General features: G+C 40.8%; 23 protein-coding genes. 7 read left to right on the top strand and 16 right to left on the bottom strand.

The features are described 5' to 3' along the window. Positions 1 to 341 precede the first annotated feature (341 nt). Positions 342 to 464, bottom strand: coding sequence for a photosystem II reaction center protein Ycf12/Psb30 (gene psb30 / locus IJ00_RS22225; protein ID WP_035156841.1), 123 nt, complete (start codon positions 462 to 464; stop codon positions 342 to 344). Positions 465 to 681: 217 nt separating this feature from the next. On the opposite strand from psb30, the gene IJ00_RS22220 reads away from it, so the two are divergent. The 3 genes from IJ00_RS22220 (at position 682) to IJ00_RS27250 (ending at position 2,323) form a co-directional block, all read left to right on the top strand. Next, positions 682 to 1,032, top strand: a complete 351-nt coding sequence (locus IJ00_RS22220; protein ID WP_035156837.1) for a YkgJ family cysteine cluster protein — start codon at positions 682 to 684, stop codon at positions 1,030 to 1,032. 230 nt (positions 1,033 to 1,262) lie between these two features. After that, on the top strand, positions 1,263 to 1,787 hold the full coding sequence (locus IJ00_RS22215) for a hypothetical protein (RefSeq protein WP_035156834.1): 525 nt from the start codon (positions 1,263 to 1,265) through the stop codon (positions 1,785 to 1,787). A 170-nt stretch (positions 1,788 to 1,957) separates the two neighbouring features. Further along, positions 1,958 to 2,323 carry a hypothetical protein gene (locus IJ00_RS27250; RefSeq protein ID WP_052754514.1) on the top strand — a complete coding sequence of 122 codons (366 nt, stop codon included), beginning with the start codon at positions 1,958 to 1,960 and terminating at the stop codon, positions 2,321 to 2,323. A 1,444-nt stretch (positions 2,324 to 3,767) separates the two neighbouring features. On the opposite strand, the gene IJ00_RS22200 is transcribed toward IJ00_RS27250, so the two are convergent. After that, positions 3,768 to 4,703: an alpha/beta fold hydrolase gene (locus tag IJ00_RS22200; protein ID WP_035156829.1), complete on the bottom strand. Its 936-nt coding sequence runs from the start codon at positions 4,701 to 4,703 to the stop codon at positions 3,768 to 3,770. 39 nt (positions 4,704 to 4,742) lie between these two features. Then, positions 4,743 to 5,264 carry a DUF4112 domain-containing protein gene (locus tag IJ00_RS22195; RefSeq protein ID WP_035156828.1) on the bottom strand — a complete coding sequence of 174 codons (522 nt, stop codon included), beginning with the start codon at positions 5,262 to 5,264 and terminating at the stop codon, positions 4,743 to 4,745. Between the two features lie 656 nt (positions 5,265 to 5,920). Between IJ00_RS22195 and IJ00_RS22190 the strand changes: the two genes are divergently transcribed. Next, entirely contained in the window at positions 5,921 to 6,406 is a 486-nt protein-coding gene (locus tag IJ00_RS22190; protein ID WP_035156827.1) for a hypothetical protein, read from the top strand. 39 nt (positions 6,407 to 6,445) lie between these two features. Here IJ00_RS22190 and IJ00_RS22185 read toward each other — a convergent pair whose 3' ends face one another. The 6 genes from IJ00_RS22185 to sbcD form a co-directional block, all read right to left on the bottom strand. Continuing rightward, a complete protein-coding gene (locus IJ00_RS22185; RefSeq protein WP_035156825.1) occupies positions 6,446 to 7,309 on the bottom strand; it encodes a hypothetical protein in 864 nt (287 codons plus the stop codon). A 174-nt stretch (positions 7,310 to 7,483) separates the two neighbouring features. Further along, positions 7,484 to 8,074 (bottom strand): DUF1517 domain-containing protein, encoded by a 591-nt coding sequence (locus IJ00_RS22180; RefSeq protein ID WP_035156824.1) that lies wholly within the window; start codon positions 8,072 to 8,074, stop codon positions 7,484 to 7,486. 161 nt (positions 8,075 to 8,235) lie between these two features. After that, complete coding sequence (locus IJ00_RS22175) at positions 8,236 to 10,071, bottom strand: APC family permease (RefSeq protein WP_035156823.1); 1,836 nt, start codon at positions 10,069 to 10,071, stop codon at positions 8,236 to 8,238. Between the two features lie 565 nt (positions 10,072 to 10,636). After that, the gene (locus IJ00_RS22170; protein WP_046814894.1) at positions 10,637 to 11,128 is read right to left on the bottom strand and encodes a hypothetical protein; all 492 of its coding nucleotides are present in this window, start codon (positions 11,126 to 11,128) and stop codon (positions 10,637 to 10,639) included. Between the two features lie 47 nt (positions 11,129 to 11,175). Continuing rightward, positions 11,176 to 12,246: an FAD-dependent monooxygenase gene (locus tag IJ00_RS22165; RefSeq protein ID WP_035156821.1), complete on the bottom strand. Its 1,071-nt coding sequence runs from the start codon at positions 12,244 to 12,246 to the stop codon at positions 11,176 to 11,178. 288 nt (positions 12,247 to 12,534) lie between these two features. Continuing rightward, complete coding sequence (gene sbcD, locus IJ00_RS22160; protein WP_035156820.1) at positions 12,535 to 13,773, bottom strand: exonuclease subunit SbcD; 1,239 nt, start codon at positions 13,771 to 13,773, stop codon at positions 12,535 to 12,537. Between the two features lie 79 nt (positions 13,774 to 13,852). Between sbcD and IJ00_RS22155 the strand changes: the two genes are divergently transcribed. The 3 genes from IJ00_RS22155 (at position 13,853) to coaBC (ending at position 16,185) form a co-directional block, all read left to right on the top strand. After that, a complete protein-coding gene (locus tag IJ00_RS22155) occupies positions 13,853 to 14,479 on the top strand; it encodes an alpha/beta hydrolase (RefSeq protein ID WP_035156819.1) in 627 nt (208 codons plus the stop codon). Positions 14,480 to 14,694: 215 nt separating this feature from the next. After that, positions 14,695 to 14,907, top strand: coding sequence for a DUF2555 domain-containing protein (locus IJ00_RS22150; protein ID WP_035159474.1), 213 nt, complete (start codon positions 14,695 to 14,697; stop codon positions 14,905 to 14,907). A 78-nt stretch (positions 14,908 to 14,985) separates the two neighbouring features. Beyond that, positions 14,986 to 16,185 carry a bifunctional phosphopantothenoylcysteine decarboxylase/phosphopantothenate--cysteine ligase CoaBC gene (coaBC, locus tag IJ00_RS22145; RefSeq protein ID WP_238178379.1) on the top strand — a complete coding sequence of 400 codons (1,200 nt, stop codon included), beginning with the start codon at positions 14,986 to 14,988 and terminating at the stop codon, positions 16,183 to 16,185. Between the two features lie 10 nt (positions 16,186 to 16,195). On the opposite strand, the gene IJ00_RS22140 is transcribed toward coaBC, so the two are convergent. The 7 genes from IJ00_RS22140 to gshA all read right to left on the bottom strand — a co-directional run bounded on the left by IJ00_RS22140 (position 16,196) and on the right by gshA (position 23,348). Next, positions 16,196 to 16,618 carry a hypothetical protein gene (locus IJ00_RS22140; RefSeq protein ID WP_035156816.1) on the bottom strand — a complete coding sequence of 141 codons (423 nt, stop codon included), beginning with the start codon at positions 16,616 to 16,618 and terminating at the stop codon, positions 16,196 to 16,198. A 411-nt stretch (positions 16,619 to 17,029) separates the two neighbouring features. Then, positions 17,030 to 17,941, bottom strand: a complete 912-nt coding sequence (locus IJ00_RS22135; RefSeq protein WP_035156812.1) for an amino acid ABC transporter substrate-binding protein — start codon at positions 17,939 to 17,941, stop codon at positions 17,030 to 17,032. Positions 17,942 to 18,273: 332 nt separating this feature from the next. After that, a complete protein-coding gene (gene psb35 / locus IJ00_RS22130) occupies positions 18,274 to 18,495 on the bottom strand; it encodes a photosystem II assembly protein Psb35 (protein WP_035156811.1) in 222 nt (73 codons plus the stop codon). A 142-nt stretch (positions 18,496 to 18,637) separates the two neighbouring features. Then, complete coding sequence (guaA, locus tag IJ00_RS22125; RefSeq protein WP_035156808.1) at positions 18,638 to 20,260, bottom strand: glutamine-hydrolyzing GMP synthase; 1,623 nt, start codon at positions 20,258 to 20,260, stop codon at positions 18,638 to 18,640. A 319-nt stretch (positions 20,261 to 20,579) separates the two neighbouring features. Next, complete coding sequence (cbiD, locus tag IJ00_RS22120; protein ID WP_035156805.1) at positions 20,580 to 21,695, bottom strand: cobalt-precorrin-5B (C(1))-methyltransferase CbiD; 1,116 nt, start codon at positions 21,693 to 21,695, stop codon at positions 20,580 to 20,582. A gap of 116 nt (positions 21,696 to 21,811) precedes the next feature. After that, positions 21,812 to 22,111 (bottom strand): hypothetical protein, encoded by a 300-nt coding sequence (locus IJ00_RS22115; RefSeq protein ID WP_035156803.1) that lies wholly within the window; start codon positions 22,109 to 22,111, stop codon positions 21,812 to 21,814. A 100-nt stretch (positions 22,112 to 22,211) separates the two neighbouring features. Further along, the gene (gshA, locus tag IJ00_RS22110) at positions 22,212 to 23,348 is read right to left on the bottom strand and encodes a glutamate--cysteine ligase (RefSeq protein WP_035156801.1); all 1,137 of its coding nucleotides are present in this window, start codon (positions 23,346 to 23,348) and stop codon (positions 22,212 to 22,214) included. Positions 23,349 to 23,407: the final 59 nt, after the last annotated feature.

The following is a 23,407-nucleotide window of genomic DNA, read 5'->3' as shown; positions in this document are numbered from 1 at the left end:
TTTTAGGTTAGGCTCTACGCACTATTACATCTATCGTTGTGCATATTTTGCCAGATAAATATCGCAAGCCTCAATGACACCCAATATCCCCACCCCGCAGTATCACCAAAGCTTGAAAATTGAGCCAAAATCAAGACAAAGACATAAAATAATAGAGACGCAGCAAGCTACGTCTCTCACAATAATTTGACAAATCAATAATTACAAGTGTTATGCCCAAGAAAGACAAAAGGAAATACGAGAGTTGCTTTTACTTTCTATTCCTACACAAACCTTGACAAAAAACACCTTTTCTTAACTTGTCATTCAGTTTTCTTAACTTTCAGTACAAGTATCAAATTTTACATATCCCCATTGCGGAAAGCTAATACAAATATCACTGCTGGACCAGCTAACATAATCATTGCAACGAACAGCAATTGAAAAATAACTTCCCAGTTAATATTAGCTAAAGCTTCAAACATCATGCCTCCCAATAGAGCAAGAATCTATATCGTTAATTTCTAAACTCGGAATTTATCATATCCGGCAATTGCCCTGTAATTTTAATTTACTTAACAAAACTATAAGAAACTAGTTACAGTATTTGTAGGAGTTACAGTTATTGAGGCAGTTCGGATGAGTTTCTCCCTGCTGCCAATGATCACAATGTTTCTTCTCCCCTAACCCTTCTCCCCAATTATGGCTACTTGGCAATGTATAAAAGGATGCGGTGCTTGTTGCCACCTCGACCCTAGGGAACGTCCTGATTTAGATGAATACTTGACTCCAGAGGAGTTATTAGAATACCTCAGTATGGTTGGAGAGGATGGATGGTGTATTAATTACAACCATGAATCGCGGGAGTGTGAGATTTATGCCCAGCGCCCCCGTTTTTGTCGGGTAGAAGGGGAAGTTTTTCAAGATATGTATGGAATTGAGCTTGAGGAGCTAGATGATTTTGCCATTGACTGTTGTCGTCAACAGATAGAAGGTGTGTATGGCGATCGCAGTTTGGAAATGTTGCGTTTTGACAAAGCAGTGGGAATTTAGACAAATAATAGGACGAGCAGACTGCCAGTACTAGGTTTTAGCGTCACAAGAAAAGCTTAACCGGAATTTTTCCACATCTTAATTTTGTTGGGACTCGATATATCTTATATTTTCGAGAGTGTTTAACACAGTATCTTACAAAACAACACTAAGTTTATCGATGATGAGTTATATATAATTCCCATAATCATTTTGGGAATTGTCGGCACATGGAAAATTAGGGAGTGAAAATGCTGACAGCGATCGCTTGTGCTTGGATACTATTAGTTATTGGTGACTTTCTTTCAACCTTTGTCTATCACATTCCGGAACACGTTTTTGGTAGTCTACACCTGAGAACCCATCATTCTTATAAAAAGAATTTTCGCCACTACGCTATCTTAACGCTTCATTCCCAAGTCTTACTAGACGGAATTCTAGGCGCTTTACCCTACGGTATTGTCGCATTTTTTTTGTGGTCTTATTCTCCTGTAGGTGTCATTAGCGGCTTAATTTTTGGTCAATTTCATGTCTGGTGGAGACATACCAGCATTTTAGGTTGGCAAACACCCCCCATTGTCAACTTAGCCTGTCAAGTTTTATTTATTACAACACCTGAAAGACACTGGTTACATCATCACAAAACGAGTCAAGGATTCGGTGATATTTTCACCTTCTTTGAATTACCTGCTTCTGCATGGTTGCGTTTTCTGCGCTTGTTAAAGGTACAGCGAAGATGGGAAGGGGAAAAGGTAAAGGGTGTATTTTTCCGATAAACGATAGCTCCTTACCCCAGGATTCCTGAAATCTAGCAGAGAATTTACTTAGCAATCTTTAATCAAATCTCAGCCTTTTCTCAATGGCATATCAAGGAAAATTCAGCTTGCCTCTGCATACTGACAATTAAGTTAATCCATCAGGGAAAATTGTCGAGAGGGTTAAATATATGCCACGTTTTATTGCTGCTAGTTTGTCTTTCTTGTTGTTAGTCGCTGCTGCAAATAATCCTGCTCAAGCACAAACCAGACACGGGAAAGAAGTTTCAGCGAATCCAAATATCCAAAATAATCGTCATAATTCTCGTCTCACGGCTTTTAATTTAGTTGCCCTAGGTTATCAAGGACATTTCAAAAACCAAGGTATTTCCAGTTACGGAGCTTTCCTTTCTGATTATCACCAAATGAAGATTCACAGTCAAGAACTCATCAAAGCAGGGATTGCAGCTAATTTACTACCTGCTGAAATATTAAACGATGCTGAATATATCAATGCTGTGGAAAGACAACTATCAGCATTTTCTTCGGAAGGTTGATTCTCAGCATCGTTTCCCCAATTTCCCACTTCTCTATTTACCAGGATAGGGCACTGTGAATTATCTTTAGAGGTTGCATGGGTACGGTTTGATTGGGAGTTTGTCATGCTGTAGCTTGCTTTTGTGTAGGAGATGAGTCAGCCCTAAGCAACATCTACAAGGGTTTGACATAGGTTGAGTCTCATCATCCCACGAATCAGCAGCACCCACCTTTAAATCTTCAGGGAAAAGGTTGAATTTGTTATCTTTCCCCATTCGTCAACCTTTTTCCCTAATTTTCCCATTTACATAATCTCTAACAATCTCATTTCATCGTCATCCCTGTTTGTCAGCAAGTTGGGATGATTGTCATTGGGAACCATAGACTACCAGGAAATTTCCCATCATCACCTCAGCGAAAATCCCTCACAGTCCCTGACAGCAATCTCTGAGATACAAATTCCCTTTCTCATCCTCAAGAGGGCAGAGAAGCAGTTACAGGGGCTATTTACCTGGCTTTGTGACTCCCCAACCCCTTCAAAAAAATCATATTTATTCTGGAAGATAAAAGCTGTTTTTTAGTTGAAAAACGTTCCGATATTTATCACGATAAAACATAGAAAAAACTGTCTATTTGACTACTTTTTTCCTTTTATTTAATTTTTCACAAAAGTGCCAAAATGGCAACCACAAGCCAGTTTAGTCCGTTAAATTAGACAAAGATAAACGACTTCAAGGGTGTTGTTATCAGGGTGTATCACAATAAAAATTGTGATGCACTTTCTACCCCCAACAAGACAACAAGTTTATTATCTCTTAAGCAGATATATAAGTAAAGTTGTCTACAAGAAATTAAATAATAAAGTTTGCCCATTTGTAGCAATTGGAATATTCAGCGCTGACAGGCGTTGTCGTTGACCCACACATTAGCCCCCTAAATACAGGTCAACGTCTGCTATATATTCCTTAATCGCTACAGCTACAAATGGCAAAAGAGTGGGAGTCGAGAAAAGTGGTATGCCGACTCCCACTCTTATTTTTAACCAAAAACAGAATAGGCAATCAGCTTCTTATAGAAGTTCAGGAAAAGGGTGAAGGATGGATTAACTTTTACCCTTTTAACCTATATTTTATCGAGTATGACCATATCTTTTTAAGTAGAACGGCTTAAATAATTCACGCTATGTCATTGCGAATGAAACGTTCGCGTAGCGTGTCGCTTTGCGACTCAGTGCAATGAAGCAATCGCAACGGTTTTGACGATTTTACAATCTGTTACATAGTTAGGTTTATTCTCACCGACTTACTTACAAGAATATGTAATATAGCGTTTCCCAATCAGATGAAATACAACCCCACCTGCCCTATCGGGTACCCTCCCCGAAATCCTGGAGGGTTGGGGAGGAGTTCTTCCATAACTCACTAGAATGAGAAACGCTATACGTTAATTGAAAGATTCAGAAAACTACAATAAATTAGTTTCCTGTAAAAAAGTGATAATTGCTTGATTAATTATTTGTGCAGAACCTGTAGAAGCATCATGACAGCAGTTAGGGAGAATTTGTAACCGCGAATTGGGCAAAGCTTGATGTAATTTTTCTCCGTGGATTGCTGGAAACCAACTATCTTGTTCTCCCCATAAAACTAAGGTGGGAGCATGGATAGATGCCAGATGATTTTGAATATGACTCAACCAGTTAGATTTTTTACCTTGAAAATTTTCAATTTCCTTGGCAGCAATTTGTAATTCTTCGGCAACTTTTGTCAATGTTCCAGGAAACTCGGTAAAAGGATAGGTAATCCAATAGACATCATCCTCAGTTAGGATAGAAGGGTCAAATAAAACTTGCCGTCTTTCCATTGCCATAATTTCCCTGACAAAGGGTGAAAGCAAATAAGATAAACGTAGGACATCAATAGTTTGAATTATCTCTAAGGGGGTGCGTGCGAGTATTTCCATTCCCCAGTGAGGCAAGCGCTCGGCAAAGATGGGAACATTGACTACTATCAAGCGAGCAATCAAATGAGGATTTTTTTGAGCTAAAGCTAGGGCAATTAAACCACCGAGAGATTCGGCAACAATGATAACTGGTTCATGACATAAATATTGAATAATACGTTCTAATTCAATTACTTGATGTCCAGTTTCTTCGCGTCGATAGACTGGTTTTTCTGAAAAACCATAGCCTTTGGCATCAAAGCAAATTACGCGAAAATATTTGGATAGGGGAGCAATACTATAACGCCAATTATAGCTCCAACTACCCATACCATGTAATAAAAATAGTGGTTGCCCTTGACCGATTTCACCGTAGGCAATTTCTACTGGATACCCCTGAGCATCGGTAATAATTAAACTTTGCCGTCCCTTGGGAAAAGTTTTTTGCCACCAATCTTTCATATTATTTTTTGAGGAAATATTGTGTCTAGTGGTTGGGGATTATTTACCAGTTAATGCTGTCCAGGCTACAGCAATGACTCCCCAGACAAACTGACTAACTATAACAGCGAACGATACTAAAAGAATAGAAACTAAGAATAAGCCAACGAGGACGAGGATAACAAACCAAGTATCTGCTTTTTTGCGTTGACTGGGAAATTTTAAATGTTCTTCCAAAAGATAAACATTACGTTGGTTTGCTGTCCAGGCAAAATCAAATAAGTCGCCAATCAGAGGAATTACACCAACTAGAGCATCAATTAGAATATTGATCACCATTCTACCGAGGGTAGATTGAGGTACACCTAATCTGGCAGCTTCTAGTATGATGTAGGCTGAGAGAAAAATGCCAAGGAAATCACCACCAATAGGGATTAATCCTAAAAGGGGATCTAAACCGATACCCACCCTAGTTCCTGGAATAATTATTGCTTGATCAAGTAAATTTGCTAGTTGGCGTAATCGCTTGAGAGTAGGAGCTTTCGCGCTAGGTTCAATACTGGAGTAACGAGGTTGGGACATTGCTTGGAGTTGAGAAGAAAGAAGGGAACAGAAAAAACAAGCAGAAACTAAATTTAAACCTTGTCTATTCTATGGTGATAACTTTGATATAAAAACCTGGAGATTGTTTTTTACGTCCCAATGACGGACTTAAAATTGTTAAAACAACTTCTGGTTTCATCATAGACGAGGCTTGGGTGGGTTATTAGGGATTAGGTAACCGTATTTTTGTCATCCAGAGGGAAAATGTGCTACTCCGAAGGGAACGGAAGTGATTCTGACTTTACTAGGGTTAGGTAATGGGAAAACTACAGAAGCACCTAGAATGACATAATGCCGTTCGTTATATTAAGTAATATAATTTGTAACTTGATAACTGATGATGGAATTAATTTGATAATTTGCTGAAATATCAAGTCGTTGAATATTGTACTCTATATAGTTACAGTGGTTGTAGCTTTTCTATAAATTAAGAATCATCAAGAATCTTGTTGAATTGATTTTTAGAAAGCACTATTAAATATTCACAAAAGAATTAACATCTCGGCTCCGCTACTTCGACAAGACTCATTACAAGTCGATGTTTAAACTGAAAGTTCGCGTAGCGTGTCCATAGGACTCAGCCGAAGCTTTAATCACTTATCTGCTTCTTGAAAATCGACAATTCTGAAATTCCCATGTCTCAAGATTTGACTCAACAGTGGCTAACAGAAATTCAATTACTCAAACAACAATTGGTAGAATTACAAAAGGAGCGAGATAATGCCTGGGAGAGTGCGCAGAAATGGCGGCAATTGTATAATACAGAGGCGGAACAAAGACGTACTGATACCCAATTATCGCAGCAAGCGATCGCCACTTTGAAGGGTGAAATTCAGCGTTTACAGGGTCTGGAAACAGCCCAACTCAATGACGCAGATAGCCATAAAACGATTCAGCAGCAAATTAGTCAAATCACTTCCACAGAAGAATTGCAGGCAAAATTGCTCACTCTGACGAAGGAGCGCGATCGCCTACAACAAGCTTTAAAAACAGAACAGGATAATCACTTACAAACCCGTAAAAGTCTTACCACTGCTCTGTGTGATGCCATTGATAGTTTGACTCCGGAGCGAGAAGAATCAACTCAGGAGCCAAAGGAAGGGGAAAGGGAAAATAATTAGCGATCGCCAATTGCTTCCACCTTCTCCCGACATTCATATCTATCTGCGGCGACCAAAACTAGGACGACTTACAGAACGTCCACTACCAAACCCGCTAGGACTACGTCTAGTGGTGGTCGTTTTACCCGATTGTCTCAGGGTGTTGCTACCAAAACCAGAACCCGTAGGACGGTTGTTGGCGTTGTTAGGTGTATTACGAACCGCAGAATTATTCCCAGGGTTCGACCTTCTGAGATTACTTGTTGTTCGGAAGGCTGTACGATTTCTCACAGCTGCGGGTGGTTGGTTGTACCGTTGGCGATAGTCATTCACGGCAACATCATAGGTTCTACCGTAGCCACCGTAACCATTTAATACACCACCTGGTTGGTATACGGGAGGGAAATAGTAGTGAGGTGTAAACAACAAACTACCAATTGCTTGTCCGGCGATCGCCCCCGCAAAGGGTGCCCAAAAACTGTTTTCTTGACGAACAACAACCACCTCTTTTTGTCCAGTTTGAGGATTATTCTTCGTTTCAGTCACGTTATGGACGTATTCGATTTTGAAATCTTCTGTTAAATAGAGTACAGGTTGCCCACTCTCAACTTTTAAGTAAGCTTTCTTACCTTCCTTGATTTCCGCATCACTCAACCTTGCCATTTGTAACTTTTCAGTTTTATAGGTCGGTGGAGTGCTATTCAATAAAAACAGAGTATATTCTCCGTCTCCATCGTTATAGCTTGCCTGTTGTACTGGATACTGACCATCACTGAGTTTAGTGCTGGGACTATTAGTAGCTTGACTAGTATTACTTGCCTGTGGTTGATTCTTTTCGGAATTTCCACCGCAGGCAACCGTAGTTAAACATAAACTCAGCGCTAAAACCACTACTGTAAATTGACGCAAAACTTTCATCAGCATAATAAACCATTGTCCTATTCCGAGCTTAACAATTTCCCCTGTCACTGATAAGTACGGACGACCCTACTTGTCATTACCACTGAAAATTTGATGGTAAATTTCCCCAGGGAGAATGGTCACAACATCAACATTCCCACTGACTGATTTCACTAACCATCAAGAAAATCAATGGTATTACAAAGGAATTAATTCTGGGTAATACTGCAACAGTTGATCGCTGGTGAGTTCATCACCTAACTGTGCCGGTGAAAAATGCACCTGAATTGCCCGCAGTTTATGTTGATAGTGTAAATTAATTAAGGCTTTAAATGCTTGCTTGAGAGCATTAATATTTGCCAAGTCTGTTTCTAAATCTGGAGCCTCACCCTCATAGGCAACGGTGAGCATGACAACAATGTTACTAGTTACAGGTAAGGAAAGGGGCTGATTAAAGTCAGAGTTATTGACATCAATTTCACTCAAGTATCTTTGGGCAGAATCTGTAAATAGTTCGCTGACATAATCCCCTGCTTCACCCTCACTCCAAAAAACATCACCTTCATTGGCTGATGACATCCAGGAATCATCGTATTGCAGGAGGGTTTGACAGATTTCGACCAAATTTTCCCCTAAGACTTCCAAGTCCCCTTCTGAGTCCATTGCTTCACGGGCACTACGGTTAAGTGTACCCAGGAGGGGGGCAACTTCGGAACCACTGAGATGGATAAATAGACGGCAAACTACGTAACGGGTACGACCCATCATTTTATTGAAAGTATCACGCATTCTTATCTCCCAATATTTTGTCAGCTAGGGCACTATTCTCAATGTACTCCGAGGATAGGGATAAGAGCGTCGTCTATCGGGGGGACTTATGTACTCATAGATAATATCTAACGGATTGGCAAAATCACATTTACGATATTTTGTTTGTCCCTTGTTAAATTTTATAAGTAATATCTCACAGTCGTAACTACACGACTTTTTTTGGCTCTTAAAGCTGTCTTGAGAAAGAGAGTTGTTTGATTATGGAGTATACTTTCCCACCAATTGCGAGTCACAAAAACGGGTATAATTACTGTGGTGAATATATCTGGATAGCGTTCCTCAAATTGACTGACATATTCGACTACAGGGGAGATTAGAGAGCGGTAGGGTGAGTCAAGAATTACTAGGGGAATATCTGATTCCATTTGTTGCCATTTATCGTGGAGTTTCTCTCGATCTGTAGTTCCAACATCAACATGAACTCCCACAATCTCATCAGCTATGGTGCGTGCATAATCGAGAGCGTCTACGGTACCTCGATTCAATTGTCCTACTAGTACTATAGCTGGATGGGTGATCACAGCAGGTTTTGGCTGGGGAATATAACTGCGCGGGGATAGTCCTTGGATACTCAAACGTGTTGCAACATAGTTATAGTGGCGATGAATGGTGATGAATAGGATTACTACCAAAGGTATGGCAATTACCACTAACCAAGCACCAAGAAGAAATTTTGTGGAAACAATTACAGCTAAAACAATGAGAGTGGCGATCGCTCCGACTCCATTCATGATTGCACTTGCACGCCAACCTGTGGTTTTTTCTCTAAACCAGTGACGTACCATTCCTGCTTGGGAAAGGGTAAAGGAAGTAAAAACTCCTACTGCATATAGAGGGATGATTGCATTGACTTCACCTCGGAATATGATTACCAAAATGGCAGCAGAGACACTGAGGAGAATAATCCCGTTAGAATACACTAGGCGATCGCCTAATAAGGCTAACTGTCGGGGTAGAAAACCATCCCGTGCCAAAAAATAACAGAGTCGGGGAAAATCAGCAAAACTCGTATTGGCAGCTAATAGTAATACCAGGAGTGTGACTAACTGAATGAAAAAGTAAAATGGATTATTCCCAATCAGAGTTCTGCCTAACAAGGAAACAACAGTCTGCCCCTCTTCGGGGACAATGTGATAGGAAGTGGCTAAATAAGTAATTCCCACAAACATTAAGCCAAGAATTCCTCCTAGGTAGAGCAATGTCAACCGAGCATTTTTCCACTCTGGCTGTTTAAAAGCTAGTACCCCATCGGAAATTGCTTCCACTCCGGTTAATGCTGTACATCCCGCAGAAAAAGCCCGCAAAATAAAAAATAATCCTAATCCTTCTTTCACTGGAATTTCTGGATAGGAGGGTGGAGTAAAACCTGTGGCTTGTTTAAATAAACCAATGGCAATCATCACAAAAATACTGACAATAAATGCATAGGTAGGAATCATGAAAAGATTGCCTGATTCCTTCACACCTCGCATGTTTGCTAACGTTAGCAAAACTATAAAAATCAAACACAACCCGACTGTGTGGGTTTGCAGGAATGGGAAAGCAGAAGTTAAAGCCGCAGTTCCGGCAGAAATACTGACGGTTACAGTTAAAATGTAATCAATCATCAGGGAGCCACCTGCCACCAAACCAGGGTAAAGTCCCAGATTATCTTTGGCAACGATGTATGAACCGCCACCTTTGGGGTATGCACGAATCGTTTGTCTGTAGGAAATAACTACTATTCCTAGCAAAATTATAATTGCCACCGCAATTGGTAGGGAGAATCCCAAAGCCCCACTACCAGCCGTCACTAAAACTAGCAAAATCTCCTCAGTTGCATAGGCAACGGAAGATAAGGCATCGGAGGAAAGTACTGCTAAAGCAGCTGCGTTACTTAATCTTTCTTCGCTATGAGCGCTAGTTGGTAGAGTTTTACCAAGCAAGAATTCTTTAACCTGAGGGTAGAAGGACATATGGAGTCCACCTGACAATTATCAAAAAGTTTATTTTTTCATCTAGCCAGAGGCATAAAGTGAATATACATCTGAGATGAATATGGCAATTTTGACAGATTCCTCAAAGAATTATTATAAATTTTATCGTCACAATCACAAATTTCTATTCAACACCAAGCTCTGTCTCATTTGCCAGCAATTTATGGGCAGTTCATATCATCAATGAGGCGATATCTTTTAAATCTTCACGATTATTTAAGTAATCTGAGTTCGGGTTAAGGTAGGGGCTAAAAAGCTTATTCTGCAAAGGTTGAGCAAAACCCAAATTGAGAAAAGAAACAATAGACGTGTTGCGAATTAAGTTAAAAAAGTGGCTAAAACCCTTGTGAATCAAGACGTTCAGTGATTTAAGAGCAAAGACGGACGTAACCCTTATGTCGTAAGCTTTTCAGTCGTTTAAAATTTTATTACGCAACAAGTCTGATTAAAGTAGAATCGTTTGGTTAATAAGTCTCACAAATGAGATTAATGGCGACAGTATACCTATCTTGTTGACGACAGATTCAAGCATTGCTTCGACGACTCAACAGCGAATTTCCTCTATAAAGCTGATACCATCAAAAATGCCATCTTTAAAGACTTGTGTACTACGAACACGATGATTTTCATCCAGTAAAGTCATTGTTTCCATAAATGTAATCAGCCCATCATCTTGAGTTTTATTTGCACGAAAGCAAATTATGTCCTGACCCGCATCCCATGCGATCGCAGAAAAATCAGCATAACTGCTAGAAAACAATTTCAGAATTTTATCTTCAAAGTAGCCTTCAAAATTGAGTTGCAGACGAGAGCCATTTGAGTATTCATAATTGTTCACCTGACGATACTGATTTCCTTCAATCGAGATCGTAAAAGTACCGACAAAGCTAGGAGAAAAATGTCCGTGTTTGTCAGTTTTAATATACTCACCCTTCCAAGTGTCCATATGACGGGTAAATATTTCAGGAACTTTTTCACGATCGGGGGATATTGTGGGGATATTAATATCTTCAGTAATTATAGGGTTGTTGTTCATTTAATCAGCTTCGACTTTTCCAAACAGTATTTTACATTCTGTGATTACTAACTTCGACCGATTTTTTGGCTCACTTCTCGACTCGTTCGTTGATATTCATGGACAATGGGTAATCTCTCGGTCTGGTAGTTTTCTAGAGCTTCTGAAATACTGGCAGTAGATGTGAGATATTTCATTAAAGCCAGACCATCTTCCCATCCTGAAGTCATGCCTCTAGCGCGAGTGGGACTTTTGGCATGAGCCGCATCGCCAATTAAGATAACACGACCATGATAAAGTTGAGGTAGAGGGTCAATATCGTAGGAATAACGACAGATGATATTTTCTAAAGGAGTTGACTCAATCACCTTTCGCGCATCCTCTGGGAGTTTAGCTAATTCTTGAGCAGGAATCATAGTATTGGTCGGTTGTAGCAACGCTTTCTCAGAATCTGTTTGCTCCTTTTCTATAAAGAAACCCCAATGAGTATGGGTTGCATCAATATGAAAGAAATTCGCATAAATTCCTCGACCACGGGTGTAAACAAAAAAGTTTCCTTCTGGACAGAAGCGATCATCTGCAACAATCCCTCGCCAAACTAGATCGCCTAAATAGAAAAGTTCTACATTTGGAACTACGGACTGACGAACCTTGGAGAGAATGCCATCAGCACCTACGATGATATCTCCTTCCCATTGACTTCCGTCTTTAAAGTGGGCGATCGCGCTATGATTGGTCTGGGTTATCGAGGACAACTGAGCATTAAATTTAATTGTTCCAGGGGGCAAGGTATTAAGAATTGCTTCTAAAATTACCTTACGATGTACGAGCATTCCGGGGAGTTCATCTTCTTCGTAGGTGACAGATTCTGATTTGATCAGTCCGCCTTTAAGGTTGCGAAACTCAAATAATTTAACAGGATTCCCCAATTCAATAATTCTTTGGCTGATTTGAGGGTTTCCCTGATGCAGTGCATTCATCCCCGATTGGACAATCAGAATGCCACATCCATCGGTACGAACGACAGGTGCTTTTTCAAACAAGTGGACTTGAAATCCTTCTTGAATAAGTAAACTGGCAAGATAAGCTCCTGATGTGCCTGCGCCGATAATCCCTATCTTGATGTTTGTAGAAACCATCTGTGACTCTTTTTATTTAGCGTTGTGTTGATAAAATCGATATTGCACATAAATCTAAATATTCAACGATTTTAATGAAAAATAAAGTTTTTGCAATTATTCAAATATTATATTAAGTACATCAACTTTGAATTCAATTACTTTATCGTACTAGTTTGAAAATTGGCGATCGCATTATTTATTATTAAATCCATTAACCAAATACTAGTTTGGCTGAGTCTGAAGCGATCGCGTTCAACTTGTTAAGCTGCGTGCTACCAACCGAAAAGATTCTACAATTCATCGATATTATTCAACACCAAGCTCTGTCTCATTTGCCAGCAATTTATGGGCAGCTTCCATCATCAATGAGGCGATATCTTTTAAATCTTCACGATTATTTAAGTAAGTTTTTAATGCATCCATGGGAGCGATACTAGCAGTGGCTGTAAGTTCGGGAATCCGAGGACGGGCTAACTGACTGACTAATTCTGGTTGAATAGTATAGGTGTGGGCACTACTTAAAGCTTGGTGTAAGACAGAATTCTCAATCAAATCTAACTGCTCAGAGCGGAGTTTATAGATAAGTCTGACGACTGCATCTGTAATCTCATACTTGGCGATCGCCTTGATCACATCTGCTTGGGGTGACTCTGATTTAGATACATCCACCTCGATGGTGCGAAAACTGCGTACAGGTAAGGGGCAAAATTCCCATTCCACCTTTCCTCGCTCCAACTCCAACATCACATAACCCTTGTCTTCCTTCTCCTCACTAAAATCCACCCGTTCAATACTTCCTGGATACACCACCGGAGGATGATTCCCCTTATTTAAATTTTGATGGCGATGGACATGCCCTAAAGCCACATAATCAAAACAGGGACGTGTTAAAAGTGATAAAGGCAAGGTGAAACCCTTACCCACCGCTAAAAATCTTTCTGCCCCCAAGCTCGCGTTATCTGCCATCAAGTGAGCTAATAGGATTGTGGGTATATTCCCATCCAAACGCCGAGTTTCTGCCTCCATAACCACTTGTAATCTCTCTGTTAACAGTTGGTTTACCTCCGTCATGGATAAACCCTCAGTATCTTGTCTTGTCATTAAAGTTGAACGAGTTAACCAAGGTAAAGTCATCACTTGAACCACTCCGCTTTTCGTGGAAATCAAGTGAGTTGTTAAGGTATCACCGACTACTACCCCAGGCACACCCAAAGTGCGGTAAATACAGAGACTTGCTCCCCCTTGCCCTTGGGAATGCTGATCATGGTTTCCTACCAACAGAACTGTGGGAATTTCCGCATCTGCCAAGCGCCGAAACTGACTGGCAAAAGCTTGCTGGACATAGGGTGCAGGAGTTGCATCGGGGAACGCATCACCACCGAAAATGACCAAATCCACAGCATCGGCGATCGCTCGATCTACACACAATCCCAAAGTTTTGACAAAATCTTCTAATCGTGTATTTAAACCTGTTTCTGGGTTAATCCGTCCGTGGGAGAAACCGCTTCCCATATGGATATCGGAGAGATGTAAGACTTTAATCATGGGTGTAGGGAGTTATGAGTTATGAGTTATGAGTTATGAGTTATGAGTAAAATCACAACTATCGAACCCTAAATAAATTATGAGTAATTCTTTCAATTTTCTCCAAGTTCCACCGCAAACAGCAAAAACAGCAAAAGGTTTAATTGTAGTTCTCCACGGTTGGGGAGCCAATGCTCAGGATGTTGCTTCCTTAGCATCAATATTTCAGTTACCAGAGTATCACTTTATCTTTCCCGATGCTCCCTATGCTTATCCCTATTCACCCATGGGGAAGGCATGGTATGACTTGAGAATGGAGAAAATGTATCAGGGATTGCCAGAAAGTCGGCAATTATTAATAGATTGGTTACTGTCTTTAGAAGCAGAAACAGGTATTCCTTTATCACAAACAATTTTAAGTGGTTTTTCCCAAGGTGGGGCAATGACATTAGATGTCGGCTTAAAATTACCCTTTGCTGGTTTAGTTGTGATGAGTGGGTATTTACATCCAGAATTAGAAAATACGACTCCAAATCAAATTTCTCCAGTTTTAATTACCCATGGCAGATATGATGAAGTTGTGCCTTTAGCAGCAGCAAAGAGAGCGAAAACGACTCTAGAATCAATGGGAATTGGTGTGCAGTACCATGAATTTGATATGGGGCATGAAATTCGACCACAAACGATAGATTTGTTTAGGAATTTTGTGACAGCTAATGGAGAATAGATAATCGGTAAGTGAAAATTCAACACGGTAAACAGTAATTGCCAATTATCCAATCTTCACTACTAGTTATGAAATTTTTACAAATTACCGTGAAAAAACGGAAGATTTTCAGGAAATTAGTCCCCACAAGTGAGTAATATAGATTGGGTGGGTGCATGATGATGCATCTCAACCCATGCTTAATGCAAATGCTGATGACTGGGAGGGGCAAGCAGATGAAAACTTTGAGCATTTCCAGAAATAATATTGCAGCGATGACTCCAAAAGAAGTCGAAGAACTTGCTGCACGTCTGGAACAAGATAACTACAGCAATGCTTTTGAAGGGTTAGATGATTGGCATTTACTGCGAGCGATCGCCTTCCAACGTCCGGAATTAGTTGAACCATATATCCATCTTTTAGACTTGGAAGCATACGACGAAGCATGAAAAATAGGGGATAGGAAATAGGGAATAAATCAACATTTCCCCTTTCCCCTTTCTTTATTCTTAACTATTGCAAATCCCTTGAATCAGAGAGTATTGATTGGTGTTGGTGGTGGCATCGCTGCCTATAAAATTTGTGAAGTAGTTTCCACGCTTTTTAAATCTGGTGTGGAAGTGCAAGTTATTCTCACTAACTCCGCAGAAAAATTTATTTCTCCCCTTACCTTTGCCACATTATCCCGTCATCAAGCCTATACAGATGATAATTTTTGGCAACCAATTTATTCTCGCCCTTTACATATAGAATTAGGTGAATGGGCTGATATCTTTCTGATTGCCCCCTTAACAGCAAATACCTTAGCCAAGTTAACCCACGGTATAGCTGATAATCTTTTAACTAATACTATCCTCGCTTCCACTTGCCCTGTACTGCTTGCACCCGCGATGAATACTGATATGTGGGAACAGCAAACAGTACAAAAAAATTGGCAGATGTTGTTAACTGATGGCAGATATCATGGTATGGATACAGCATCAGGTTTATTGGCTTGCGATCGCGTAGGTGCAGGTAGAATGGCAGAACCCTGGGAAATTACAGCCTACGTGCAATCTTTACTACATACCCGTGGACAACGAGATTTAGCTGGAAAAAAGGTATTAATTAGTACGGGGGCAACGAGGGAGCATTTTGACCCAGTGCGCTTTATTGGCAATCCTGCCACCGGAAAAATGGGGTTAGCTCTTGCCCAAGCTGCTAAGCATCGGGGCGCTGAAGTTACCCTGGTGTATGGTGTTGCCCACTGGAATCTGCCTTTGGGAGTCAGGGGAATTCCTGTAGTGACATCGGCGGAGATGCGAGGCGCAATGATGGCAGAATTACATAACCATGATGTGATAATTATGTCTGCTGCCGTAGCTGATGTGAAGCCGCAGAACTATAATCAGGAAAAATTACCAAAAGCTGCGTTACCATCAACCTTAGCTCTAGAGCCAGTAGGTGATATCATTGCTGAAATTTCCCAACACAGGCAACCCCAACAAAAGCTTATCGGTTTCGCCGCTCAAACGGGTGATATCATCACACCAGCGAAGGAAAAGCTGCAACGGAAAAAGTTAGATGTGATTGTTGCCAACCCTGTAGACAAACCAAATAGTGGTTTTGCTAGCGATCGCAATCAAGCAGTATTTCTCGATTATCAAGGCAGGCAACAGGAAATACCAGATTGTACCAAGTTACAGCTAGCCCATTATTTATTTGATTTTATCAGGGTTGGGGACTAAAAATCTTTGCCTAGAGGACATTTACACGTCCATCATCCATGATATACACAGCGCGATCGCCATGTACTCGCCATGTTGGACGCAACTCCACCCGCAATGTCCCTGTACCGTGTTTAGAGACATTTGCCTGTAAAGATAATCCGGCATCACTCCAAAACAGCAGAGACATATTCGGTTCTGTACCCGCATTAGTATATAACTGCATCATTCTTCCTGGTTGTAATGCAATGGGGTCAGAGCTTCCTGGTTTCTGTATAATTACAGTATTAGGAGTCTTATTAGTTACTTCTAAGTATAGAGATTTACCAGGAGTAAATTGCAGTGGACGTGTACCACATTTGGAAGCACAAGTTCCTGCAAAAGCAGGTAATGTAGGGTTTATATTCAATAAAATCGAGGTACTAACTAAGGCTGCTGAGACTAATTTCCACATAGTTGGGCATATGTCATATATACAACACTAAACTAGCACCAAGCCTTGCCCAATGAGTAGGGGCAAATAACTGTTTGCCAAGATACTTTAAGATATGATTTTCCAGTAAAATTACTTATTTTTTAGATAAAAACCCCGATTTGATGGAAAAGTCGGGGTGTTGGTTTTGACAAATAATTGAAGATTGGGATAGTTAAATCAGTGAACAGTCAACAGTTGTCAGTGACTGAAACACACCAATTAAGTAGAACGGTTTAAATAATTCACGCTATGTCATTGCGAATGAAACGTTCGCGTAGCGTGTCGCTTTGCGACTCAGTGACATGAAGCAATCCCAAGGGTTATGCCGATTTTACATTCTGTTACATAGTTAGGTTTATTCTCACCGACTTACTTAATAATTGGTAACTGTTAAAGTTGGTTTTTGGGGAATTCTTCCCGTAACTCTATGACTAGTTGCATAGTTTCTATCGCCAAATCTCGCAAATCTTTATTTAAAAATACAACGCCATTCGCGCCAAACCACTTGTCAAAAATAGCAACATTTTTGCTTTTCTCAGAAACAAAACCTTGCATAAACTTGTAGAGGGTAAGATTAACACTATCTAAAAATTTAGAATTATTCTCTGGAACCATACAAGCAATACCCTCACGAGAGTAGGGACGATCTGGCACTACTTGAAAAGCATCACGATTTTTCACCGTTCCTAGCCACCCTTCTAACAAAATACTATCAGAAGCAAAGGCATCAATTTTATTTTGTTGCAGTGCTGTATATCCCTCGGCACGATTTTTCACATAAATTAATTGTGCCTTCGGTTGCGCTCTTTTAATTGCTAATTCGTTAGTTGTATCTTTCAAAACAGCAACTCGCTTACCTACTAAGGAAGCAGCATCTCCCAAATTACTGCCCTTTTTCACTAATAATTGCGTACCAGTTGCCCCATAGCTGAGGGAAAAATCAACTTTTTTATCTCGCTCCCAGGTAAAACTACTGGAGTCACAAACAATATCGACTTGCCGACTGGTGATTTTTGGGATACGCTCTGCTGGAGAGAGGGCAATTAACTTTAACTGAATTTTTTTACCTAATTCCTTTTCTAACTGTTCCTTGATTAAATTCAGCATATCTATGGAGTAACCAGTCAGCTTACCCTGATTATCTGCATAGGCAAAAGGAATTGCATCCTTACTTGTACCTGCGGTGAGTACACCTGTACGGGAAATCTTCTGCATGACTGTTTCCGCAGCGAGACTGGGTGCGGTATTGGTAATACATAGACTAACAGTTGCCAATGTTGCAATTTTCTGACGAATGTTCATATTTCTCACACCATTTTTCTAGATAATATAAGACTTGTAGTTACTTAAGTCCCAAATTTATTAGCCTGACTTTTAGCTTACAAGTCAAACTAACTCAAGGTAATTATAAGCACCTAATCCCGTTTTACTGGGTTTGTGATACAAGTGATTAATTGGGATGTCAGCATTACACCCTGATATCTATATCAGTATTTTTGTGAATTAGTATAATATCTGTGAAAATATTTGCTGCCATAAAAAAGATGCGCGATCGCGCATCTACCGCATCTCATCACCGAGATAAATCATTTTATTGATTCTGATCTCTAACTCCCATCAGATATGCTCTATATCTAGCTTTGGGGAAAATCTTTTCTATCACCTTTAATATTCATCTTTGTCACCCAAGTAGGAGTTTCAGCACTTTCCCAACCTGCGGGGCGCTTAGAACTGTACCATGCAATGGAACCGATGACTGTGGCAGCAACAAATCCACCAATAATCAATAATACTAGGGAAGATTGCAGATACCATTGGTAACTACCCTTTGCTGCCACTGCTATCAATATATTCATTGCTGGGTGATTCCTTAAATGTAACTATTTGTTAAGAACATTGTTACATATTTTGATAGGGTTGGGAGAGTCATAAACCGGAGTTTTGCAACCCGAAATTAAAAAATCATGGTTATGACGATGCTCCCACCATACCCTCAAATCATTCCCACTCAATGGTTCCAGGTGGTTTAGAGGTGATATCATACACCACACGGTTGACACCCTTAACTTCATTGACAATCCGGTTAGAAATCTCTTCCAGAACATCATAGGGTAGTCTTGCCCAATCGGCAGTCATTCCATCTTCGCTGGTGACAATCCGCAGTACAATCGGATAGGCATAGGTTCTCTGGTCGCCCATAACACCAACGCTACGGATGGGAAGGAGAACTGCAAAAGCTTGCCAGCAGTCATGATACAAACCGTTACGGTTAATTTCCTGACGCACAATCAAGTCTGCATCACGTAAAATATTTAACCTTTCGGCGGTAACTTCACCGAGAATACGGATAGCCAAACCGGGACCTGGGAAGGGATGACGTTGGACAATTTCCTCTGGTAAACCGATGTTACGTCCGACTTTGCGAACTTCATCTTTAAATAACTTCCGCAGAGGTTCGACTAACTTAAATCTCAGGTCTTTGGGTAATCCTCCGACGTTGTGGTGACTCTTGATTTTCACCGCTACCCGTTCCCCAGTTTGGGGGTCTACATTGGTATCAGCCGACTCAATGACATCGGGGTATAAAGTGCCCTGAGCTAGATAATCAAAGGGTCCTAACCTTCTTGATTCCTCCTCAAATACTCGGATAAACTCGTGTCCGATGATACGGCGTTTCTCCTCAGGGTCGGTGACTCCAGCTAGTGCATTGATGAAGCGATCGCGCGCATTTACATACTCCACAGGAATATGAAATTCTTCTCGGAAGAGCTTAACTAATCTTTCTGGTTCATACTTCCGCATGAAACCTTGATCAATAAACATACAAGTTAATTGATCTCCGATAGCTTTATAGAGTAGAAATGCCAAGGTAGAGGAATCTACACCACCAGAAAGTGCTAATAATACACGCTTGTCACCCACTCTGGCACGAATTTCCCGCACGGATTCTTCCACAAATGCAGCCGTTGTCCAAGTTGGTTCACATTTGCAAATATGGTAAACAAAGTTTCTAATTAATGGCAAACCACCAATGGAATGGACTACCTCTGGGTGGAATTGTACACCGTAAAGTTTCCTCTCATGGTCGGCGATCGCTGCACAGGGTGTATTCTCTGTATGGGCAAGTAATTCAAAACCCGATGGCATTTGTTTCACCGAGTCACCATGACTCATCCACATGGTTGTGCCATCTTCCACATTGGTTAACAAATCTGTGGGATCATCAATATACAAAGAAGCCTTACCATATTCACCGCGCTCGGCTTTGGCAACTTCCCCACCAAGTTGATTTACCATCAACTGCATACCATAACAAACACCGAGAATAGGAATCCCTAAGTGCCAAATTTCCGGGTCACAGTGGGGCGCACGCTGATCATACACCGAACTCGGACCACCAGAAAGAATAATTCCTTTGGGATTGAGTTGACGTAATGCCTCGGCTGTGGTGCGATAGGAAAGAACTTCCGAGTAAACTTGAGTTTCACGAATGCGTCGAGCAATCAGTTCAGAATACTGAGAACCGAAGTCGAGAATAGCAATCATTTGCCGATTCAGTTTTCCCAAGGATTCAGAAACATGAGACAATTCCTGAGTTGGTAGAGTCACCGCTGTATTCATACGAGGAAGAGTGTGAGATAAATTAAGGGAAAAATTTTTGTGGTCTCAGAAGGAGTTGGATGCTGAAGACTGACCCATAGATTTGGATCAGTGTTGGGATAGCAGAAATGTCAAAATTTGGTCATATTTTCCCGTTTTGACGAGATATATAGTCCAAAATCTCAAATCGATTTACAAATAAGTCAATCAGACACAAATTCACTCAGCAGACATTAGCCCATCGTGCCTATGAGTATTAGGTATTAGAAGAATAAAAATACCCTAGATTGGAGGTTGAAATCGCTATTTATGGGGCTTTCTTATGATTATTCATAATAAGTTAACATAAATTTGCGATTAGGAAACAAGCTAATTGACTTTTCACAATAACTTGACGATCGCGGTCAAACATCAAAGAGCCAATTACAGGGAGAGAATCCATACTATCGATGTGATTTTTGATATATTCCTGACTGCGGGTATCAATTTCTTGGGCGATCGCTGTATAAATTTTTTCCACCCAATTAGTATTAAGATGGGCATCTAAGGAGCGCAGGTGTTGGAGTGCAGCTTCGGCTGTGGGACTATGGAAAACAACCTGTATATCCTCTATGGGTAAACCGAGACGAGCACAATGGGCAGTCAAAATTTCTCGTCGTCCATCGGCTAAATGATGATGGGTATGAAATATTCCCCCTGCAAGTTTAAGTAATTTACCGTGATAACCAAACAATAGAATTTCTTTTACATCTTGTAAAGCTGCTTCTACCAACATTGCTCCTAACCAGTTGGCTGTTTTGACAATTTGTAGGGGGTTTATTCCCATATTTTGGGCTAAATCTCTACCATTTTCCCCAATACAAAATACTAAACAATCAAACTCACGGGCTTTTTGTTGTAATTCGCTGCGAAACTCTGCTAATTGCCCTGGTGCTGTCAAAGGTTGGGAAATTCCAGTGGTTCCGAGCAAAGAAAGTCCTTCCACAACCCCAAAAGCGGCATTTGATGTTCTCTGAGCTAGCGATCGCCCCTCTGGTAAAATAATAGTAACAGTCACCTGCTCGCCAGGTAATAAAAATTTTTCTAGGTTCTCTCGTAATATGCTGTGAGCATAACTATAAATAGCAGCTTTATTATCCTGATTCAAAATTTTTCCGATTCCTTCTCCCCCTTGAATCTTGACAGTTTCCCCCTCCCCCTTTGCCAATTCCACCATTGCCCAAACTGGTGTGTGACGGGTTAAGTCAAAATTATCACCAGGGTCGCTGCGGGTGATTCCTAAAGCTGTTGAACTGCCAATAATTGCTACTTGTTCAACAGGAATTTCTACGGTGGATTGTGGTGTAATTAAATCAATAGATACGGAATTGATTGTTTGTTTCTCTCGTAATAATTGCAATGCAGCAACAGCAGCAGCAGTGGCAAAAACAGGTAAGGTATAACCAGAGCGAGACATTAGGATGATGGGTAATAGAGAAGATAGAGAGTTGATTTTACCCTGGAAGTTACCCAAGTAGTGAAGTTTCTATCAGAGTTTTTTAGGTGATTAGCGAAGGAGACTTTTCCACCCTTTTAAATGCCCAATTTTTCCAATATTTCTAATATTTCCTCTTCCGTCAAACCCTGTTGAATATAAGCTGGTTTATCTGGATTATAGGGACTTAAAGCAATATCAATATTGATAATTTTCCCCGTATCTGGTAATACTGGTATCTCTGCATCAAAGGCAGTAGGGCGCGTCAAAGAACTTGAAAAACCTTTAAAAATAACAATTTGGTCTTCCTCTCCCTCAATCTCAGCAGTGACTAATAATACTTCCTGGGGGCGTTTCTGGGTATATTGTTCTAGTCGTTTACCAATCGAACTATTCATAATTGCAAAATTGGGTAATGAATAATAGGGTACAGGTGATTGTGAATATCAAAAACACATTGTCACCTGCTCCCCTGTCATCTTACCCACACTATCAAACCTAGGAAACCACACCAGAACAAATTTTGTCTTCTAGTTCCATTTCCCGTTCGTGAATACTATTAATAGCTTGGGTTAAGACACTGCGAGCGCTCACACCCACCCCGTACAACTGTAACCATTGTTGAGCTTCGTTACCCTCGCGGAGGATTTTTTGCAAAGGTGAAAGGAAACAGCTGAAACCTTGTTGTTTAGCGATCGCCCACCCTGTAGTATAAAGCTCCTGAATCCAATCCCGTGCCAGAATTTTTCTGCCGTCTTGCCAGTGGATTAATTCTGCATCCAGGCTAGAAGTTGCGGCGGCAATTTCATTATTTGCACACAGGGTAATTAATTCTGTAGGGGAGAAAGTGCTATCAACTAAGGGATCTATCTGGGGATTATCAATGATTTGTAATAATCGAGTTTCCAGTAAAGCTGTAATTGCCAGCAAAGAGATGGGATCGGTAACTAAATCACAGATACGTAGCTCTAGACGGTTCAAATCATAGGGACGGCGATCGCCATTCGGACGTACCGAAGTCCACAAATGCCGCACATTTTGCATCGTACCAGCTGTTAACTGTTCTTCAACCCAGCGAATATGATCTCCATGGCTAGCAAATAAGGGAACACGGGTAGGTGTCTGGGGAAAAATCCCCCAACGGGTAGAATGATAACCCGTAGTTTCGCTATCAATGAAAGGAGAAGCAGCACTCAGAGCCAGATATAGAGGCGCTTCCATGCGGATAACCCGACAAGCTCGGATTAATACTTCTGGGTCTGCAATACCCACATTAATATGAATACTAGCAGTGACAACCTTTGTGCCATAGGTCTGCTCAATATAATCATGGTAGGGATTTTGGGGGTCAGAACGATGAAAGCGATCGCTTCCACCTAAGGATAAAGTACTACCTGGAATTAAAGTATAATTACCCAATTGTTGCAGATACTGGCGCAACGCCAAACGGGGACGCAGTAATTCACACAATAATTGCTCGTAACCGTGCCTGGGCTGGGTTGTATACTCCACATTCCGACTGTCCGGTTCCCGCACAAAACCATCCAAAGAAGCGGTAATCTTGTCGGAGAGACCGACGATATCACCCTCCGGTGTGCCTGTGTACATCTCGACTTCAAAGCCTTTTAACAGCACCTGTATATCTCCTCGTCTCTCCCTACTTCTAAATTGTATCGGTTCCTACTAAATTTTGA

The organism is Calothrix sp. 336/3 (assembly GCF_000734895.2).
GTDB lineage: Bacteria > Cyanobacteriota > Cyanobacteriia > Cyanobacteriales > Nostocaceae > 336-3.
Note: the sequence above shows the minus strand (reverse complement) of the source record. Positions and strands in the feature narration are given on the sequence as shown.

Excerpts from the sequence above, each read along its gene's own strand:
- psb35 (WP_035156811.1), bottom strand. The coding sequence starts at position 18,495 with ATGAATATATTGATAGCAGTGGCAGCAAAGGGTAGTTACCAATGGTAT.
- IJ00_RS22195 (WP_035156828.1), bottom strand. The coding sequence starts at position 5,264 with ATGTCCCAACCTCGTTACTCCAGTATTGAACCTAGCGCGAAAGCTCCT.
- IJ00_RS22150 (WP_035159474.1), top strand. The coding sequence starts at position 14,695 with ATGAAAACTTTGAGCATTTCCAGAAATAATATTGCAGCGATGACTCCA.
- IJ00_RS22185 (WP_035156825.1), bottom strand. The coding sequence starts at position 7,309 with ATGCTGATGAAAGTTTTGCGTCAATTTACAGTAGTGGTTTTAGCGCTG.
- IJ00_RS22175 (WP_035156823.1), bottom strand. The coding sequence starts at position 10,071 with ATGTCCTTCTACCCTCAGGTTAAAGAATTCTTGCTTGGTAAAACTCTA.
- IJ00_RS22155 (WP_035156819.1), top strand. The coding sequence starts at position 13,853 with ATGAGTAATTCTTTCAATTTTCTCCAAGTTCCACCGCAAACAGCAAAA.
- IJ00_RS27250 (WP_052754514.1), top strand. The coding sequence starts at position 1,958 with ATGCCACGTTTTATTGCTGCTAGTTTGTCTTTCTTGTTGTTAGTCGCT.
- IJ00_RS22220 (WP_035156837.1), top strand. The coding sequence starts at position 682 with ATGGCTACTTGGCAATGTATAAAAGGATGCGGTGCTTGTTGCCACCTC.
- sbcD (WP_035156820.1), bottom strand. The coding sequence starts at position 13,773 with ATGATTAAAGTCTTACATCTCTCCGATATCCATATGGGAAGCGGTTTC.
- IJ00_RS22165 (WP_035156821.1), bottom strand. The coding sequence starts at position 12,246 with ATGGTTTCTACAAACATCAAGATAGGGATTATCGGCGCAGGCACATCA.
- IJ00_RS22140 (WP_035156816.1), bottom strand. The coding sequence starts at position 16,618 with ATGTGGAAATTAGTCTCAGCAGCCTTAGTTAGTACCTCGATTTTATTG.
- cbiD (WP_035156805.1), bottom strand. The coding sequence starts at position 21,695 with ATGTCTCGCTCTGGTTATACCTTACCTGTTTTTGCCACTGCTGCTGCT.
- IJ00_RS22170 (WP_046814894.1), bottom strand. The coding sequence starts at position 11,128 with ATGAACAACAACCCTATAATTACTGAAGATATTAATATCCCCACAATA.
- psb30 (WP_035156841.1), bottom strand. The coding sequence starts at position 464 with ATGTTTGAAGCTTTAGCTAATATTAACTGGGAAGTTATTTTTCAATTG.
- IJ00_RS22200 (WP_035156829.1), bottom strand. The coding sequence starts at position 4,703 with ATGAAAGATTGGTGGCAAAAAACTTTTCCCAAGGGACGGCAAAGTTTA.
- IJ00_RS22135 (WP_035156812.1), bottom strand. The coding sequence starts at position 17,941 with ATGAACATTCGTCAGAAAATTGCAACATTGGCAACTGTTAGTCTATGT.
- IJ00_RS22180 (WP_035156824.1), bottom strand. The coding sequence starts at position 8,074 with ATGCGTGATACTTTCAATAAAATGATGGGTCGTACCCGTTACGTAGTT.
- IJ00_RS22215 (WP_035156834.1), top strand. The coding sequence starts at position 1,263 with ATGCTGACAGCGATCGCTTGTGCTTGGATACTATTAGTTATTGGTGAC.
- IJ00_RS22190 (WP_035156827.1), top strand. The coding sequence starts at position 5,921 with ATGTCTCAAGATTTGACTCAACAGTGGCTAACAGAAATTCAATTACTC.
- guaA (WP_035156808.1), bottom strand. The coding sequence starts at position 20,260 with ATGAATACAGCGGTGACTCTACCAACTCAGGAATTGTCTCATGTTTCT.
- IJ00_RS22115 (WP_035156803.1), bottom strand. The coding sequence starts at position 22,111 with ATGAATAGTTCGATTGGTAAACGACTAGAACAATATACCCAGAAACGC.